Genomic DNA, 13,942 nt, shown 5'->3' with positions numbered 1-13,942 from the left:
ATTGTTTAATCCCCCTTTTTAATCTTAGCATATTGCTAAATAAAGTTTCTATATGTTAGCAATCTGTTTCGTTCAACAACTTCCGACATTCTGTAATCGTTTCCAGTACTTCTTCCTTAGACTTTCGTAGGTCTATTAGCCTTTTTTCGTATTTTCCGATGAGATAGTCCAATTCTTTATCTTTGTCTTCACATGAATGAAGAATCTTTTTTAATCCCTCTTGGTTAAACATGGAAGCCCTCCTTTAGACAAAAAAAAGAGAGATTTCTCCCTCCTACTGAATTCGGTTTTGATAGCTCTGTTTCCATTTGGTTAGATTCTCGATACATTTGCTTGCTTGGAAAGATGTCATATCTTTTAGTTGAGCAAACTCTCCTACACGCTCTTTTAAAGAATCGACAATCGCATCTTCTTCTTGATCAACCAGTCCTGTGATTTCATTTATACGTTGTTTAATCAGTTCCAGTTGCTTATCCGTAATCGGTTTTCCACCACTGGCTGAACGGTTATTTCCTGATGACTGATTGTTATTATTAAATGGTTGTTGCTGATTTCCATATGCTCGTTGGTCGGTTTGTATATCCGCTTCGGGGTCATCCCCTGTCGGTATAAGGAAGGTTTTCATGAGATAATATTTCGTAGCGCCTGCCATTGCTTTATAGAACTTTTTATCTCCCTTATCCTGTCCTTCTGCTACTACCGTACTTGTCACTGATTCCCCTGTATCGGTACAGCATAAAGTAAACTCAATCGTAGCAATCGCAATTTCGCCATTTACTTCGTACTCTCGCACGTTATTAAACAGAACGAGTCCATCTTCTACCATGAATTTACGTACATGGTCTACTAGGTCGCTTTCCTGTACATATTTATATTTGTGGAAGCTGTTGTACCCGTTTTTAGGTACACGCTCCACCTTTCCCATGACTTTAGCAATCTTTTGATATAACGTAGCTTTTGATTGATTTACATTTAAAGCAGTCATTCTTTTCCCTCCAGAATACGACTTCTTCCATCAAACTCAACTGTCGCCCACTCGATGAAACAGTCCTTTGAGCAAAACGTCATATCCCCTGCTTCATAATGCCAGTCACCTTCATATAAATCTTGTTTACATTCCTCACACTGACAAGTTGGTTGCGGTTCTTCAAAATACGTTTCACCTGCTAATGGTTGCGAAAATCTATCTAAATTTGCCAATTTCATTTTCCTCCTTGATTCAGGAGAATTCATCGTGTACAATAACGTTATTGATGAACCCTCCATGTTGGGTTTATATTTACGTTTACGTTTTTGCTAGGGGCAAGCCTTATACGGGGCTTGTCTTTCTTTTTGTCTAAATCTCTCTCATCACTGTTATTGTAGTGTTTATTTATCGTTTCGATAAACATTTATATCAATGTTTACGTAAACGTACACATATTATACACTAAACAGTTCCGAGTTTCTTGTCTTACCTCGTTTCTATATTTATATATTATCATTTTACGTACGTGACGTAAATAGTTCGGAGCAAGAAACTCTCCACAAAACCGTTGGTAAGTTGTGGCTTCATTTTTTAAAAAAAGAGGTTTGCAACTTTATTCCCGAGGGTAAAATCTAATTGTAAGTAAGTTCCCCTAAGCAACTTTACTTATAAAACGATGGTTACATACAGTACCTTTGTCGAAGCATCTACACACCAAGATGTTTCTTCTTCCTTTCAAACGCAATCACATATACAGGAAAGAAGCCTACGTTTATTCGTAGGTTTTTTTCTTGGAGCAAAAAAGTACACGTTTACGTTTACATGTACGAGGGAATCAGATTATCAAGAAAAAGTTGCCATGCTTTTTCCTTTCTCCTTTTATGTTTATAGATGTATATATGAAGTTCTTACTATTGAGTGCGGTGCGGAAACACTCACTCTACTATCTGTCCTTTTATCGGAAAAGAGTTTTTCAATCGACTAGGAATCAAAGGGTTACTTCATCGGCGGAAGTGACCCTTTTTCCTGTCTTCTCTTGTTACTTAGTTATAACTACTTCGATATTTAGGTTACAGCTATTACATACCTTGTAGAATAATTCCTAATTTGTCGTCACTAAGAGTAAAGGTGTAAACCTTAATTATCATATTGATAAGTTAGTATTTATACCACTACATAAGATACATTAGAAACGGATATAGAAATCAGTTAATTGATGATTAGTACCACGATTGCTATTAACAACATTAATCATACTGTTGAGACGATGGTTTTCCATCACATCAAGCCCAAGCATGTAGTCTATAAAAGCTATCTTGCTTAGTGTAGCAATCATCAATGTCTCAAGGTCATGTTGTTCCATTATTTCATTAACGAGCTTATAAAGTTCATCTTTTCGGTGTCTCATTGCTTTTTCTTCTATCAGAACAGACCTATCAATTTTATGAATGCTCATTATTCATCCTCCCTTTTATTTAGGGCTTCAAAATCATTCAGTACGGATTTTGTTGTTAAAGCGCCTCGTAAATCCCCTCGTATTCTTTTCACTACTTCTTCATCAACAATCACTGTTCGTTTATCAAAATCATTCTCCGCGATCTCCTTTGCTTCTTCGGGAGGATATAACCCTGCACGTTGAAGATTCGTCGTATAGCCACTTTTATTCGCCTTCCAATATGTAACCATTCCCGAATAAATTGAGCGTTCTAAATCCATTAAATAAACCATGTTGTAATCCTCCTTATGTACAAAAAAAGCGCAACGATTACTTTTCGTTACGCACGTATTTTTTATGATGTTCTTCAATTACTGTATCAAAGAAATGTTTTTTCGTAATGCCCATAGCATGTACAACTTCTTCTAGTTTTTGTTTCGTCTCCACGCTTACATCAGCAAGGATTCGCACTTTTGGTTCAGCCATAACTCGAACAGCTCCAATACTCATTTATTTACCTCCTTAGTATAATGTACGTTACGTACCTTTTCAATACATGGAGAACTGTACCTATCTTACTGCATTATTTTTTAAAAGATACTCCTTTAATAATGAATGCCGCTATAATGACTGGTACAAATAAAAGAGATAAGACCATATATGCTTCTTTACTCATTTTTAAGTCCTCCTATAAAAATGGAGGGGAAAAATCCCCTCACTTTATTATTTTACTGCTTATGCTGTCTTTACTTTTATTTATTACAATCCGAGTGTATCAACTGCGTGTGTCGCTTCTTCATTACTGAATCCGTCAAATGTTAATTGCTCGATTAATCCACTTCTTGAAAATGAAGTCATGTCAAGATAGGCTTGACCTTTTTTAACTGCTTGTTCTTTCCAATCAACAGTAATGTTATCAACTGCGAATGTTGCTTCTTCCTTACTGAATCCGTCAAACGTCAATTGCTCGATAAGTCCTGAATGAGAAAATGCGGTAAAGGCAAGATAATCTTCAGCTTTTGAAATTGCGTTTTGCTGTGAAAGACTTACTTCAGGTTTCGCCGGTTCTTCTTGTACTGGTTCCTCTTGCGCTGGTTCTTCTGTTACTGCTTCTACCTTCGGTTCTTCTTCTTTCGTTGCTTCTGTCTTTGTATCTGCTTTTTCTGTAACGGCTTTTTCTTCAGTTGCTGTTGATTCTGTTGCTGTATCTTCCTCACCACCGCTTGCAATTGCCGCAACGATGATAACTCCTAATACCCATACCCAAACTCTTTTATAGAATGGTTTTTTTGCCTTTTTGATTTTTGCCATGATGATGTTTCCCCCTATTTTTTTTGCTTATCTCGACTTTCTCTATTTTGAATTCGAGAGTTTAGCTTTATATATATTTTTTACAACGTTTAATAATGTATCACATCTATGTGACGTACGAACCTGTTAATTTCCAAATGATAGAATCAAAGCTCGTAATGTAACTTTTTATTCCTAAAATAATTTTCTTGGTAAAAAATCCTATTATACGGTAGGTTTATATTTACGTTTGCGTTTTATTTTACGTTTTTCATTTCTTGTGTAGCCTGTGTTAGATACTCATTACCTTGTAGCATGTTTGCTGATAATATATTGATTTGATTTGCATCTAGATTATCAATCGCTGTTGGTAATTGGTCTGCTACGATTTCGTATTGTTCCATTGCTTGCATATACTTTTCATGAACCTCTTTATATTCAGCAGGTACGTTTTTAATGCTGTTTGCTTGATCAACTAAATCTCTTAATTCTTGAATAGCTACTGCTGTATCTACTTTCCATTCTGTTGTATTGCTATAGTTGCTCATTTGTGTAGAAAGAGTAGTGAAAATATCTGTCATCTGTGCGCTTTGGCTTGCGATTTCTGTACGGTATGATGATGTGTCGCTTACTGCTGTTGTTTCACTTGCTTTTGTATCATCTGACCCCGAAAACATAGCGCTCATTATTACGATAAAACTGATAAAAATAGTTCCTAAAACAAATAGTGCTTTTAATCCTTTTTTCATGATGTTATTCCTCCGATGTGTTTTTAGTTTATGTTTACGTAAACGTTGTTGTTTACATTTACTATATTACGTCACGTACGTTACAAAGTCTACTGGTAATTGGAGCCTTCGTTTACTGGTACACCACTTGAATATAACCAGTCGCACAATGGTCAAGAAAGTGCATAACATCGCCATTCATAAAGTCAATTTTGACTAACGTTGTCTTAATCGTATCTTGCATTTCTTTATCTAATCCTGATAGAAAATCAATCAAATAATCCATTTCAATAAAATGTATAAACTCTTCATGCTTGACGGTAAAGCACTCATACGATAATCCTTTTTCCTCAACTAATGTTTGCAGCCACTTCTTAAAGTCCATATTCTAGTTCCTCCGATAGTAATTCATCAATGTGTTTTTGATAAAAAGAATGAAGTCGTCTTGCATCTAAACCAAAATCCATATATCCGTTATAAATAGTCGTGATGTAATCATTGCTTGGCATAGCCTTTGGATAGCTTTGGTGCATCCAGTAGGTCATAGCATCCAAAATCTGTCCATCCTCATTCACAACCCGAATCGTTCCCCTTGTATATAATCTTGGGTATCCTTCATAGCGGTCTAAGGTTTTCATGTCTCTTTCACTTATGGCCCACAAAGCGCCTGGAATAGAAGATCCATTATCTCGTTCAACTGTAGCTACTCCGAATCCTCTACTATTCCCACGAAAAAGAAGCTTGTGTGATGGAAGCTCCGCACGTTCTAGAGGTATCGCATCGGGGCAACGTTTGCTCATTTGTTCCTGATTTAAGTTACTTCCATAGCACCAATATAAATACATGGTCTTTCCTAACATCTTGATTGTAGGTATGCTGTTCTTCATGCTGTCTGTTCCTCCTTAGTTGCTTAAATGCTGTTCTGTAAATTCAATGGCTTGCTTCATATCTAATACGATGTAACCATGACGACTAGGCTTCCAATCCACTCCGAATACATCTTTCATTGCTTTATCTTCAAAGTGAAGCACTTCTTCTTCTGCGAAAACTTTCTTCACGTTCTTTGCAATTTTACCGATTCGTTTTTGGATGGCTTTACGTAGCTCAATCGCTTTTACAACTGGCTTATCTTGCATTGTGTAGGTTTTTACTTCTTCAAGAAGCTGTGCAACCTCTTGGCTCATTTGGATTGTTTCTTCAAGTACTGGCTCACTGATTTGCGCTTCTGCTCGGAACATGTTCATCATGTCTTCTTCTTCAGCAAGTAACAGTTCAGCTTCACGTTTACGAGCGTATCTTGCTTTTTGATATGCTGATACACATGATTTACAGTTAGAGCGTAAACCGTCTGTTTTACGAGCGTCCTTATGAAATTCCGTTACCTCTTTTACTTCTTTACACATTGAACAACATTTTTCCATCGTCATTTCCTCCTAGTTTGTATTCGGAGGTGGTCACCTCCTTTCTTAGTTTACGTTTACGTTTCTGTTTACGTTGTGTTTCTTACTACTTCTTAATAATATCACGTCACGTACGTTACGTAAACATGTAAGTATTTCCTCCTGTTTTATGACTTTTTATCTAACTGAAAAAGATACTTTTCAAAAAGGATAGTTTTTTTTACCACTTCTTTCAACTTTTGTTATAAAATTTATACAAGACGTAAAAGGCGTTATTATCGCATTAAAGGGGGGTAAACGTCATGTATGACTTAATTTTTTTCACAATTTAAGGCATATATGATATGATAAATGGTAAATATAATAGCAGAGGTAATCTCACTACCGTACTTTGACGGTAAAATTGGCATGGATGACTATATGTCAGACTTAGAAGCAGAAGGTTCATTAACCTCTGCCATTAAAACAGGATTTATCCTAAAAGCCATCGAAAAACTAGAGCAAGTTCCGAAATCTTCACTGCCTGCCTTTGGAAAGGATAATTTCATTTCGTTCGAGTTAGAAACTGACCCAATTGAAGGTAGGATTTACAGACTGAATCCTAAAGCTGTCAAAGCGCTAGGCAAGAGTCCCATTTATGAGTTACGCCTAAGCGTAAGGCGATTCGATTGGCATTTCCGTGTTACCTTCTTCCCGAAACATCATCCAGAAACAGGTCAATTATTTTATTGTCTTGTTGATCCTTTTGAGAAAGAGGAGAAAGATGAGAAAGAGGGAATTCATGAGGGTATAGATGTCCTAACTGGGAAAGAGGTTATACATGTTATACGGGCTATAAAAGATGATGACCCAACTAACTTTTTCAGGGACAGAGCATATCGAGTGTATTTAGAAGTCATAAGAGATTTTAATCAGTATCGTGAACATTTTGTTGTGGACGAAGACTCTAATTAAGGAGAGTGATTTCACATGGGTAACTTTAAAAAAATAGGACGCGACTTTATTAAAGAGAAATATCCTGAGTTAAACGAGATTCTATTTGATAGTATGTCAGCTATCTTTGGCAATCTCGTATCAGCAAAACGTATGAGCAAGGGTCTATCCCAAGACGAGCTTGCTTCTATGGCTGACGTGTCCCAAAAAACCATTTCAAGAGTAGAGGGTGGTAGCAGTAATGTGACAATGCACACATACCAAAAACTGTTCCGCATCCTAGACATCAGCAATGAGGAAGTGGCTGAGGCACTCCAAAAAAAGGCTAAACGGGGGAACAAGCCTTTAGTTACTATTTATTAATTAGACAAGACCTGTAGTTCCACGCTACAGGTCTTTTTGGCTTATTCTCCCTTACAAATATCACGAAACGAACACCAACTACACGCTGTACCCTCATTCCGATAATAAATCTCCTTATCAATCGCATTTGCCACATTATAAAACGTATCCTTAAATCTATCCATTCGATAATCTGTTATTTCCGTTTCCCTTCTTACAATCTTAGGTCCAGTCTTTAGGGAAACCGCATAGTCTAAACTACATCCCGCTTCGTAATTGCCGGTTAAGTATCTGTAAGCATAGCTATATCCTGCTAACTGCAGACTCTGTTCGGCTACATCCGCAGCGGGTGTTTTTTTCGAGGTCTTGAGATCGCGTATATGTCCATCCTCTTCTATGATGTCAATAAACCCACGAAACGGAATGCCTTCTACTTCCACATCAAACTTAGCTTCAAATCCCGCAGGGTTTAATGATTTCCCGATATCGTCATTTAGATAGGCTTTAGCAAGAATAAATCCACGTTCCTTTTCCTCGTCAGGGTTTTCGTCATCTTTCCAATCAATATCATGAACGTTTTTCTTCCAGTAGCTATCATAGATGTCTTTCATTTCTTCATCGCTCAGAATTTCCCCTGTATCGAGTTTTTGACGGTTGCTTTCCTCTATAACCTTATGAAAAGAAGAACCCACGACAAGCGGGCTCCCTTTGCTCTCAGGTATCTTTTGAACGTATCGGAATTCATACTGCTTCGGACACGTTAAATACTTATTAATCTGTGAAATACTCAAATACGGTACTGGTAGCATACGTTCCTCCTCCTTCTATGTTTACGTAAACATTTACATCAATGTCACTCTTCTATATTGAATTGCTGTTCTACTCGTTCCTTAATCTTGAAATACAGCTCGTTTAATTCCTTTTGCTCAAGGATAATTGAAAAGCTATCTATACTAACTTTCTTTTCCTCGAAAAACTTATCCATTTCATCACCTATAAAAAAGCGGATTGTATCCCAAGTAGCTTTGTCCATTCGTATTACCTCCCTATAACGAATTCGCAAAAATCGCCCATTAGCATTTCGATTTCAAGTTCTGACAGGTCAACAAAATCCCCTGTATTAGCATCCCTTTTCGTGAGAAAGAAAGTTCCTGCAATCACATCCCCACCGACAATACGGTTTGGAGGTAATCCATTCAGCTTGCCTTCTTCATTACATACTAGAGTTAATCCTATACCCAAATTGACGCATTCGATATATCCACCCACAATTTTTCTCATACAATACAATCCATCGCCGATTTCTCCCACGTATGGCATTTTATTTGGCTCAACTATAATAACCTTCAACATATCCGTAACCCCCGAAATTCGTCCCTCTAGCTATAGAAGGACACCATATTTAATTCATGTAACATATCCACCAGTTCTTCTTCTGAAAAGAACATGACTTCATCTTTCCCTGTGTATTTTCGTAATCTATTTTTTAAGATGATGAGAAAATCTTCATACTCATATCGATTCCATTGAATCGCTAATAATCCATTAATCACTTCTTTTGGTTCTGTACCGTATTGATAACTCATATTGTTCTCCTTTCTAGGAGGAAAAACTCCCTCCCATTAAGCTACTTTCTTTAATGCTTTCTTTCTGTCACGTACCCAAACACCTTGAACTGTGTTATAGATACCGATTTCTTTATTAAATGCCATTGTAGGATTTGCACTTGGAGCAAGTGGTTTGATTGTTTTCTTTTTCTTTGCCGATGCCACCATCATTTGAGTAATTAAGATCCAGTTAAAAATCTTCTCAAATTCAGTTGTTCCGCTATGCTGACGAAATTCGATAGTTCCGTATTTTACGTAAGACTGGAAGTTTAAAGTACGATAACGCTCTCCATATCCTAGCTCAGCAATGCTTTCAGCTCTCTCAACACGTTGCATATCTAAATCTGTTAAACCACCACAGTAGCGATTATAGATTGAATCAGCTCTACGTGATTTCGGCATGAACTCGTCAATCACTGTATTATGTTTTTTATAAATACGGTAGATGTTTTTAATATCTTCTAAAGCAAGGTCATCGATTTCGTGGTGAACGTGTACGCCACATGTTCTATCTACTTGTGCATTCACTTCATTTAGTGCTTCACATACTAATTGCAGTTGACGTTGCATTTCATCGATTGTTAAAGGTGGAGATACGATTTCAAGACCACGTCCTGCACCAGTTCCTGTTGAAGTTACAGAAGCGTCAGTTGTTAGCTTCCATTCCCCTTTAAAAGATTTACGATTTGACCAACCTTCTACTTTAATTTTTAATCCTTTTTCTTTAATTTTTTCAGCGACTTCTTCTCTAGTTGCTCCGAAGAACTCAATTTCTACACCGATTTTTTTATCTGTTCTTACTACCTCTACGTTTGTGAAAGTTGCCATGTTGTTTTTCCCTCCATATTGTGTTTACGTTTACGTTTACGTTTTTATTTACGTTTCTTACATGAATAAATATATCACGTACGTGACGTACATACAATACATCGATGTAAAATTTTAGGACGTAATTATTGGTAAAAAAATATGAAGGGTGTAAGGGAATTTTGGTATAGGTTGTTTCTTAGGCTTCGATACGTGTAATAGAGATATTCACCTTAAAGGTATCGGGATTCTTCTCTAACATCGAAATGAAGCGTTTGACATCTACATGAGCCATAAAGCCTTCGGTTGTTTTTTCATACTTCATTGCAAAGCCTTCTGTCGGGGTTGGCTCTACTGTAGCTGGTTGTGTCGGGGCAACCATATCTACTCGTTCTGTATGATATAACCTTGCGATTTGTTGTGCTTGCTTATCAATTGTTTCTTGCTGTTTAGTAAGTTGATCAAGCAGTTGTTTCATTTGCTCTGCCATTGTCGGGGATGGAGAACTTTCTTCTTCTACTTGTTCGATTTGTTCTACTTGTGGTTCCTCTGTTAGTTCTTCTCGTTTGGATTCTAAGAATTCAGTGAACTTTTCTTTTGAGACACCAGATTCTACTGCTTCTAGGGCTAGTTGTTTTACTTCTTCTTCGGGAGAAGCTTCTACATTCATGACTTCTTCTTCACTAGGTTTCTTTGCTTTTAAAATTTCTTCTTTTGGGGTAGGTGTATATTCAATCTTTTTCAACTTCCCACTGAATCCGTAAATTGTGCCAATTGCAACTCCCCAGGCGTCTGCTAAATCTTTAACTGTTGAATAGCGTCGTACATATTCGTCAAATAGTTCTGCTTGCTGTATCTCAGGCAAACTACGGAATTTTTTATAAGGTAATAAATCCATATCTCCAAGTTGAGCAGCCATGTTCACTTCAACAGGCTTTTTATGATTTCGGGTACTCGTTTCTACACCTAATTTATTAAGCACTGCATAAAACCCTCCTGTACTCATTCCCCAAGCTTTTTTAATATCTTCGGTTTTAAATTCGTTTCGTAGCATGACAATCATTTCTTTTTTGCCTTCTTCGTCTAGGGTTTCAAATTCTTCATAGGTTGGGATTCCATCAACAGGAACAGGTTTTCTTCCCTCTCCTCTAGTAGCTCCCCCTCTAGGTTTCTTTTTCACATTTAGTTCTTCAAGCAAATCATAAAATGCTTTTTTTCCTATACCGAGCGCATCTGAAATGGCGTCGTTTGTGTGAACTTCTCTCCACTTTTCTACAATCATCGTTTGCATATAATCAGGGTTGCGTCTTAATTCGTCTAGTGTCATTAGTGATTGGTACATAGAATATCTCATAACCTTTCCGTTTAGCTTTCGCTTTTCTGTAGTTGATAAATAATCATAAGGAGTGGTGACGTTTCTTCTTCGTCTTCTTCCTAGTCCTTTTATTTGCTGAATCTCTGCTTTTTGGCGTTTCTTATCTTTGACATCACTATAAAATAACTTTTCTACGTCAATGGCCACTGAAACTAAACCTCCGCTTCGGTTCTATTTTTAGATACCAACCATATGTCTTGGTGGGATTGGAATAACTTCTCTCGTAGGTCTCCATAGGTGCAGACAATTTTCGTGATTATTTACATATTCAGATTTCTTCGGGTGTAACTGCATGACCACTTCCTCTTCTCCAAAGAACAGGTCTTTTAATTCACACATCGTTTTCCATGAAGGAATTTTGTGTTTATGAGCAATGGAAACATGCTCCCACCCTCCTCCATCAGAAGCAATGACAGTATACGTCTCCCCTTTGATTTTCAGACGAAACGCTCCGTTTGTGGAATCGCCCATATCGCCCATTAGTGGAATGCGAAAAGGATCCAAATGGCTTAAATCTCTCACGCTTCAACCTCCTATTTTTCGTGTAAGGTAGTTTTATATAAAGGGAAGGTATAAACCCCTCCCGAATTATTGTCTAAGTGCTTGACTTCTCTTCATAGCATTCTCTTTATTCACTTCGTAATAGCATTCCTCTGAGCAATATCTTCTCCTATGACTCTCGTAATACTTTCCACAGTGGTCACAATTTCGTTTAAAGACAGGCGGATTATACGTATACTTTCGTTTGCCCGTCCTTTTTATGCCTTTTGTATATTTCAAAATCGTACGAACAGAAGCATTCGTGATTTCTCGTATTTCCTCATAGGTTCTACCCTTTTTATACATTCTTCGGACGACTTGAATTTGTTCCTCGCTTAACTGGCTCGGATGTTCCCTTTCTAAACCTCGGGTATATTTCACAATCGTCGTATTAGAAAGTTGTAGATTTAGAGCTTCTTTAATTTCGGAATACGTTTTGCCTTTTACATATAACTCTTTTATTGTTTGAACTTGTTTGCTAGTTAGTTTCGTTCCCATTTCTAAACCCTCCAGATTCACGTTTAAGATAGTTTTGTAGGTAAGGAAGTATAAAACCCTCCCGAGCTGTCTAAACTACTTAATAAGGCAGGTCATTATCTGAAATAGTATGTCTAAAGTCTATAGGTTGAAACTCCACTTGTTGGGGTTCTTCCTCTCCGTCAAGCCAGTTATAGAATTGGTCTAGCTTGTCCGTTTGTTTAAAACCTATATACGTATTAATCCACGAATTCATTAGTGCTTTTATGCTACGAATTGGAGAACTAGCTTTTTGTAAAAGGTTATCTAGTATATCAGCATACTCATATTGATTTATCATATCTTCTGAATTTGTATCACTTACTTTTTGACACGTATTAAAATGTATTTCTATGTCAGATAGTTTTATAGAATCCTGACCAATCCTAACCATGTTTTCTTTTATTTTTCTACTTACAATGATAGGTAGGTTTAATTCATTTAATTCACTATATGGGTTAGGTATGGTTTGGTTTTTATTATTATTATTAATGTTTAAGCTATTACTGTTAGAGTTATTAATGTTAGTACCCTGATTTTCCGTGCACGAGTTTTCCGTACACGAAGAATTAGGGTATGGTGAAACCTCACCCGAATTTTTAGGGTACGGTATACTTTCCTCTATTTGTTGTACCTGTTCATCAGATAAAACATTTTCTTCTACTGGTTCAGGTTCTACTGGTTTAGGTACTGGAACAGCTTCTATATAGTATAGATTTCTCTGAAACTGTCCTTTTTTTCTTTCAGTCTTTTCAATCGTTAAATAACCTTTTTCTTCTAATGGTTTTCTCCACTTATAGTAAGTGTCCTCAGTCATACCTAGTTCATTACATTGAAGACTTACACTAGGAAATGCTACGCGATCTCCGTTTGCTCCTACACTTGCAAAACTACACATATACGCATAAATTAATTTTGATTGTTTTGGTAAAGTTTTATCTCTCATTACTTTTTGAGCAATCAATCCATAACCATCTTCATAGATTGTGCCTCTCATTTGTAGTACTGAATCCATTTTTTTAGTTCCTCCTAGATTTTTCTATTGGAGAAACCATCATTTTCTGATAAACTATGTAATTGTAATGTAAAGCTTATCATTTTGATAATAATGGTTTACCCATTGGAAGTGTCTACGGGAATAGATACTTCCTTATTTTTTTGCATTTTTTTGACCAAAGTCTATAAATCTATCTTTTTCCTGTTGCTCCATCGATTATTTTTCGATATAATGGGAACATAAAATAGTATATAAGCTCAAAAAAAGTCAGGGATATCCCTTGGGGTGAACCTCTTTTTTTTGAAATAGTTTCGACTAAAAAGGGTAGATTACTCCCTTGTGGTCGAACCTCTATTTTTAAGAGCTTCTAATAAGTCGTAGAAAGAAACTAGCAAAGCTTTGGTCGGTTGAGCTAGTTTTTTTCTGTGTTCTTTTCCATATTACCACAAAATCTTTTCATAGAATATAAGATTTTAGAGGTAATTGTCAGCTTTTGAGGAAAGGACTACGCGTACCGTTGGTTATCTCTTGGATTAGTACTTGGAAGAAGTCGTGTGTCTCTGATTCTCTGGTTGCTTCTCTAAGAGCATTTGTGAAGAGTTCGTCTGTAAACCCTTCGTCCTTTCGGTAAACGTTATACAGCATAACTACCGACCCTATGTAATCGTTTAAATTATTTTCTTCGACTAACTTCATCCACTTATACAAAAACTCACCTTCTACGCAAGTTTTTAAGAGGTTTGTTTCCTAACTCCACCATAATATCCTGTAACACATCAGGACTTAATACTAGTTTTCCATTTAATAATTTCACATTATTTTCTGAATTTTCACCAGTCACGTGACACGTCATGCTCGGTACATACTTCTTGAAGATAACGCGATCTCCGTCTACATAGATTTCTAATGAATCTTGTGTCTTCAAATCTAACGCTCTGCGTAATTCAATCGGAAGAACAACTCTTCCTAATTGGTCTACTTTTCGAACCATTCCTGTGGATTTCA

Annotated in this window: 23 protein-coding genes; 2 read left to right on the top strand and 21 right to left on the bottom strand. The window is 36.7% G+C overall.

Annotated features, from left to right (window positions below; all coding sequences use genetic code 11):
* Window positions 1-55: 55 nt before the first annotated feature.
* The 11 genes from M3225_RS26680 to M3225_RS26630 all read right to left on the bottom strand — a co-directional run bounded on the left by M3225_RS26680 (window position 56) and on the right by M3225_RS26630 (window position 5,841).
* Window positions 56-232: a hypothetical protein gene (locus M3225_RS26680; RefSeq protein WP_251400040.1), complete on the bottom strand. Its 177-nt coding sequence runs from the start codon at window positions 230-232 to the stop codon at window positions 56-58.
* Between the two features lie 42 nt (window positions 233-274).
* Window positions 275-985, bottom strand: a complete 711-nt coding sequence (locus M3225_RS26675) for an ERF family protein (protein WP_251400037.1) — start codon at window positions 983-985, stop codon at window positions 275-277.
* Complete coding sequence (locus M3225_RS26670) at window positions 982-1,200, bottom strand: hypothetical protein (protein WP_251400034.1); 219 nt, start codon at window positions 1,198-1,200, stop codon at window positions 982-984. The genes M3225_RS26675 and M3225_RS26670 overlap by 4 nt, the downstream gene beginning before the upstream one ends.
* Window positions 1,201-2,153: 953 nt before the next feature.
* Complete coding sequence (locus M3225_RS26665; RefSeq protein ID WP_251400031.1) at window positions 2,154-2,423, bottom strand: hypothetical protein; 270 nt, start codon at window positions 2,421-2,423, stop codon at window positions 2,154-2,156.
* A complete protein-coding gene (locus M3225_RS26660; RefSeq protein WP_074683477.1) occupies window positions 2,423-2,695 on the bottom strand; it encodes a hypothetical protein in 273 nt (90 codons plus the stop codon). Before M3225_RS26660 ends, M3225_RS26665 begins: the two co-directional genes overlap by 1 nt.
* A 37-nt stretch (window positions 2,696-2,732) precedes the next feature.
* Window positions 2,733-2,912, bottom strand: coding sequence for a hypothetical protein (locus M3225_RS26655; protein ID WP_251400028.1), 180 nt, complete (start codon window positions 2,910-2,912; stop codon window positions 2,733-2,735).
* Between the two features lie 249 nt (window positions 2,913-3,161).
* A complete protein-coding gene (locus M3225_RS26650) occupies window positions 3,162-3,713 on the bottom strand; it encodes an Ltp family lipoprotein (RefSeq protein WP_251400024.1) in 552 nt (183 codons plus the stop codon).
* Window positions 3,714-3,949: 236 nt separating this feature from the next.
* Window positions 3,950-4,441, bottom strand: coding sequence for a hypothetical protein (locus M3225_RS26645; RefSeq protein WP_251400022.1), 492 nt, complete (start codon window positions 4,439-4,441; stop codon window positions 3,950-3,952).
* Between the two features lie 112 nt (window positions 4,442-4,553).
* A complete protein-coding gene (locus M3225_RS26640) occupies window positions 4,554-4,805 on the bottom strand; it encodes a hypothetical protein (protein WP_251400019.1) in 252 nt (83 codons plus the stop codon).
* On the bottom strand, window positions 4,795-5,307 hold the full coding sequence (locus M3225_RS26635) for a gamma-glutamylcyclotransferase family protein (RefSeq protein ID WP_251400015.1): 513 nt from the start codon (window positions 5,305-5,307) through the stop codon (window positions 4,795-4,797). Before M3225_RS26635 ends, M3225_RS26640 begins: the two co-directional genes overlap by 11 nt.
* A gap of 15 nt (window positions 5,308-5,322) precedes the next feature.
* On the bottom strand, window positions 5,323-5,841 hold the full coding sequence (locus M3225_RS26630) for a hypothetical protein (protein WP_251400011.1): 519 nt from the start codon (window positions 5,839-5,841) through the stop codon (window positions 5,323-5,325).
* Window positions 5,842-6,240: 399 nt separating this feature from the next.
* On the opposite strand from M3225_RS26630, the gene M3225_RS26625 reads away from it, so the two are divergent.
* Both M3225_RS26625 and M3225_RS26620 read left to right on the top strand, forming a co-directional pair.
* A complete protein-coding gene (locus M3225_RS26625) occupies window positions 6,241-6,774 on the top strand; it encodes a hypothetical protein (RefSeq protein ID WP_251400008.1) in 534 nt (177 codons plus the stop codon).
* A gap of 15 nt (window positions 6,775-6,789) precedes the next feature.
* A complete protein-coding gene (locus M3225_RS26620; RefSeq protein WP_251400004.1) occupies window positions 6,790-7,116 on the top strand; it encodes a helix-turn-helix transcriptional regulator in 327 nt (108 codons plus the stop codon).
* 41 nt (window positions 7,117-7,157) lie between these two features.
* Here the strand turns inward: M3225_RS26620 and M3225_RS26615 are convergent, their stop codons facing one another.
* From M3225_RS26615 to M3225_RS26570, 10 genes are all read right to left on the bottom strand, one after another.
* Window positions 7,158-7,904 (bottom strand): RecB family exonuclease, encoded by a 747-nt coding sequence (locus M3225_RS26615; RefSeq protein WP_251399999.1) that lies wholly within the window; start codon window positions 7,902-7,904, stop codon window positions 7,158-7,160.
* 44 nt (window positions 7,905-7,948) lie between these two features.
* Entirely contained in the window at window positions 7,949-8,128 is a 180-nt protein-coding gene (locus M3225_RS26610) for a hypothetical protein (protein ID WP_251399996.1), read from the bottom strand.
* 5 nt (window positions 8,129-8,133) lie between these two features.
* Entirely contained in the window at window positions 8,134-8,448 is a 315-nt protein-coding gene (locus M3225_RS26605) for a DUF3846 domain-containing protein (RefSeq protein ID WP_251399993.1), read from the bottom strand.
* 26 nt (window positions 8,449-8,474) lie between these two features.
* Complete coding sequence (locus tag M3225_RS26600; protein WP_251399991.1) at window positions 8,475-8,681, bottom strand: hypothetical protein; 207 nt, start codon at window positions 8,679-8,681, stop codon at window positions 8,475-8,477.
* A 36-nt stretch (window positions 8,682-8,717) separates the two neighbouring features.
* The gene (locus M3225_RS26595; RefSeq protein ID WP_251399988.1) at window positions 8,718-9,530 is read right to left on the bottom strand and encodes an amidoligase family protein; all 813 of its coding nucleotides are present in this window, start codon (window positions 9,528-9,530) and stop codon (window positions 8,718-8,720) included.
* A gap of 178 nt (window positions 9,531-9,708) precedes the next feature.
* Entirely contained in the window at window positions 9,709-11,031 is a 1,323-nt protein-coding gene (locus M3225_RS26590) for a hypothetical protein (protein ID WP_251399985.1), read from the bottom strand.
* 30 nt (window positions 11,032-11,061) lie between these two features.
* The gene (locus M3225_RS26585) at window positions 11,062-11,406 is read right to left on the bottom strand and encodes a DUF7694 domain-containing protein (RefSeq protein ID WP_251399982.1); all 345 of its coding nucleotides are present in this window, start codon (window positions 11,404-11,406) and stop codon (window positions 11,062-11,064) included.
* 66 nt (window positions 11,407-11,472) lie between these two features.
* Window positions 11,473-11,922, bottom strand: coding sequence for a helix-turn-helix domain-containing protein (locus M3225_RS26580; RefSeq protein ID WP_251399978.1), 450 nt, complete (start codon window positions 11,920-11,922; stop codon window positions 11,473-11,475).
* Window positions 11,923-12,001: 79 nt separating this feature from the next.
* On the bottom strand, window positions 12,002-12,955 hold the full coding sequence (locus M3225_RS26575; RefSeq protein WP_251399975.1) for a helix-turn-helix domain-containing protein: 954 nt from the start codon (window positions 12,953-12,955) through the stop codon (window positions 12,002-12,004).
* 694 nt (window positions 12,956-13,649) lie between these two features.
* Window positions 13,650-13,942 (bottom strand): AbrB/MazE/SpoVT family DNA-binding domain-containing protein (locus M3225_RS26570; protein WP_251399972.1); only part of this gene is annotated, 293 nt, incomplete at its 5' end.

It is taken from the genome of Priestia aryabhattai (assembly GCF_023715685.1).
GTDB classification, from domain to species: Bacteria; Bacillota; Bacilli; order Bacillales; family Bacillaceae_H; genus Priestia; species Priestia aryabhattai_B.
The sequence above is the reverse complement of the archived record's forward strand: the minus strand, read 5'-3'. Positions and strand labels throughout refer to the sequence as shown.

What these genes read in the sequence shown, in the direction of transcription:
- M3225_RS26680 (WP_251400040.1), bottom strand. Translation starts at nt 232, where the DNA reads ATGTTTAACCAAGAGGGATTAAAAAAGATTCTTCATTCATGTGAAGAC.
- M3225_RS26675 (WP_251400037.1), bottom strand. Translation starts at nt 985, where the DNA reads ATGACTGCTTTAAATGTAAATCAATCAAAAGCTACGTTATATCAAAAG.
- M3225_RS26665 (WP_251400031.1), bottom strand. Translation starts at nt 2,423, where the DNA reads ATGAGCATTCATAAAATTGATAGGTCTGTTCTGATAGAAGAAAAAGCA.
- M3225_RS26660 (WP_074683477.1), bottom strand. Translation starts at nt 2,695, where the DNA reads ATGGTTTATTTAATGGATTTAGAACGCTCAATTTATTCGGGAATGGTT.
- M3225_RS26655 (WP_251400028.1), bottom strand. Translation starts at nt 2,912, where the DNA reads ATGAGTATTGGAGCTGTTCGAGTTATGGCTGAACCAAAAGTGCGAATC.
- M3225_RS26650 (WP_251400024.1), bottom strand. Translation starts at nt 3,713, where the DNA reads ATGGCAAAAATCAAAAAGGCAAAAAAACCATTCTATAAAAGAGTTTGG.
- M3225_RS26645 (WP_251400022.1), bottom strand. Translation starts at nt 4,441, where the DNA reads ATGAAAAAAGGATTAAAAGCACTATTTGTTTTAGGAACTATTTTTATC.
- M3225_RS26640 (WP_251400019.1), bottom strand. Translation starts at nt 4,805, where the DNA reads ATGGACTTTAAGAAGTGGCTGCAAACATTAGTTGAGGAAAAAGGATTA.
- M3225_RS26635 (WP_251400015.1), bottom strand. Translation starts at nt 5,307, where the DNA reads ATGAAGAACAGCATACCTACAATCAAGATGTTAGGAAAGACCATGTAT.
- M3225_RS26630 (WP_251400011.1), bottom strand. Translation starts at nt 5,841, where the DNA reads ATGGAAAAATGTTGTTCAATGTGTAAAGAAGTAAAAGAGGTAACGGAA.
- M3225_RS26625 (WP_251400008.1), top strand. Translation starts at nt 6,241, where the DNA reads ATGTCAGACTTAGAAGCAGAAGGTTCATTAACCTCTGCCATTAAAACA.
- M3225_RS26620 (WP_251400004.1), top strand. Translation starts at nt 6,790, where the DNA reads ATGGGTAACTTTAAAAAAATAGGACGCGACTTTATTAAAGAGAAATAT.
- M3225_RS26615 (WP_251399999.1), bottom strand. Translation starts at nt 7,904, where the DNA reads ATGCTACCAGTACCGTATTTGAGTATTTCACAGATTAATAAGTATTTA.
- M3225_RS26610 (WP_251399996.1), bottom strand. Translation starts at nt 8,128, where the DNA reads ATGGACAAAGCTACTTGGGATACAATCCGCTTTTTTATAGGTGATGAA.
- M3225_RS26605 (WP_251399993.1), bottom strand. Translation starts at nt 8,448, where the DNA reads ATGTTGAAGGTTATTATAGTTGAGCCAAATAAAATGCCATACGTGGGA.
- M3225_RS26600 (WP_251399991.1), bottom strand. Translation starts at nt 8,681, where the DNA reads ATGAGTTATCAATACGGTACAGAACCAAAAGAAGTGATTAATGGATTA.
- M3225_RS26595 (WP_251399988.1), bottom strand. Translation starts at nt 9,530, where the DNA reads ATGGCAACTTTCACAAACGTAGAGGTAGTAAGAACAGATAAAAAAATC.
- M3225_RS26580 (WP_251399978.1), bottom strand. Translation starts at nt 11,922, where the DNA reads ATGGGAACGAAACTAACTAGCAAACAAGTTCAAACAATAAAAGAGTTA.
- M3225_RS26575 (WP_251399975.1), bottom strand. Translation starts at nt 12,955, where the DNA reads ATGGATTCAGTACTACAAATGAGAGGCACAATCTATGAAGATGGTTAT.